Below are 719 nucleotides of genomic sequence, written 5' to 3'. Positions count from 1 at the left end.
GGGGCTGACCTAGCTAAGCGCTTTGATTGGCCTCTCGAACCCAGTGTTTAAGCTGGTTGAGGAGCTGTTTGTGGTTGCCATTGTTGAAGCGCCATTCGCACTCCTTTAGGAAGTAATAAAAGTTGTCCGGTTTGATGCCGTTGAATCGGCGCAGGTGACGCTTGGCCTGATTCCAAAAGTTCTCGATGCCATTGATATGGTTTTGCTTGTCGGCAAACAGCTCGGAGTGGTTGATGCGCATGTGGTGAAAATCAGAAACATCTAGTGCATTGTAGGCGCGAAAGGTGTCGGTGTAAACAATGCTATCGGGCTGAACTCTCTCCTGGATGATTGGCAGCAAAGTCTCTGTTTTAGCGTTAGGGATGATGGCGGTGTAAACCTTGCCACCCCGCTTCAATAGGCCGAATACAGCCACTTTGCCTGCCGCTCCACGCCCCCGGATACCCTTGCGCACCCCGCCGAAATAACTCTCATCTGCCTCCACCTCGCCATCCAGTTCGTAGCTGGGTAACTTGCTGGCAATGAGCCGTCGCAAACGCATGTAGAAGCTGATTGCAGTATTGCGATGCACCCCGACGATCTCGGAGGCGGCCCGCGCCGTTGTCCCTGCTACAAAGTGTTCCATTAATCGATACTGCTTGTGCTGACTCAGCCTGCTTTTTCTTTCATACATTGCTGCTATAGTAAGAACTTTTTCAGTCCTTAGCTAGGTCAGCCCC

1 protein-coding gene is annotated in these 719 nt (G+C 51.7%); it reads right to left on the bottom strand.

All coding sequences use genetic code 11. The annotated features are described in order from the left end of the window. Window positions 1–13: 13 nt before the first annotated feature. The gene (locus RBB63_RS23580) at window positions 14–673 is read right to left on the bottom strand and encodes an IS1595 family transposase (protein ID WP_309387898.1); all 660 of its coding nucleotides are present in this window, start codon (window positions 671–673) and stop codon (window positions 14–16) included. Window positions 674–719: the final 46 nt, after the last annotated feature.

Source organism: Cerasicoccus frondis (assembly GCA_031296915.1).
GTDB classification, from domain to species: domain Bacteria; phylum Verrucomicrobiota; class Verrucomicrobiia; order Opitutales; family Cerasicoccaceae; genus Cerasicoccus; species Cerasicoccus frondis.
Note: the sequence above shows the minus strand (reverse complement) of the source record. Positions and strands in the feature narration are given on the sequence as shown.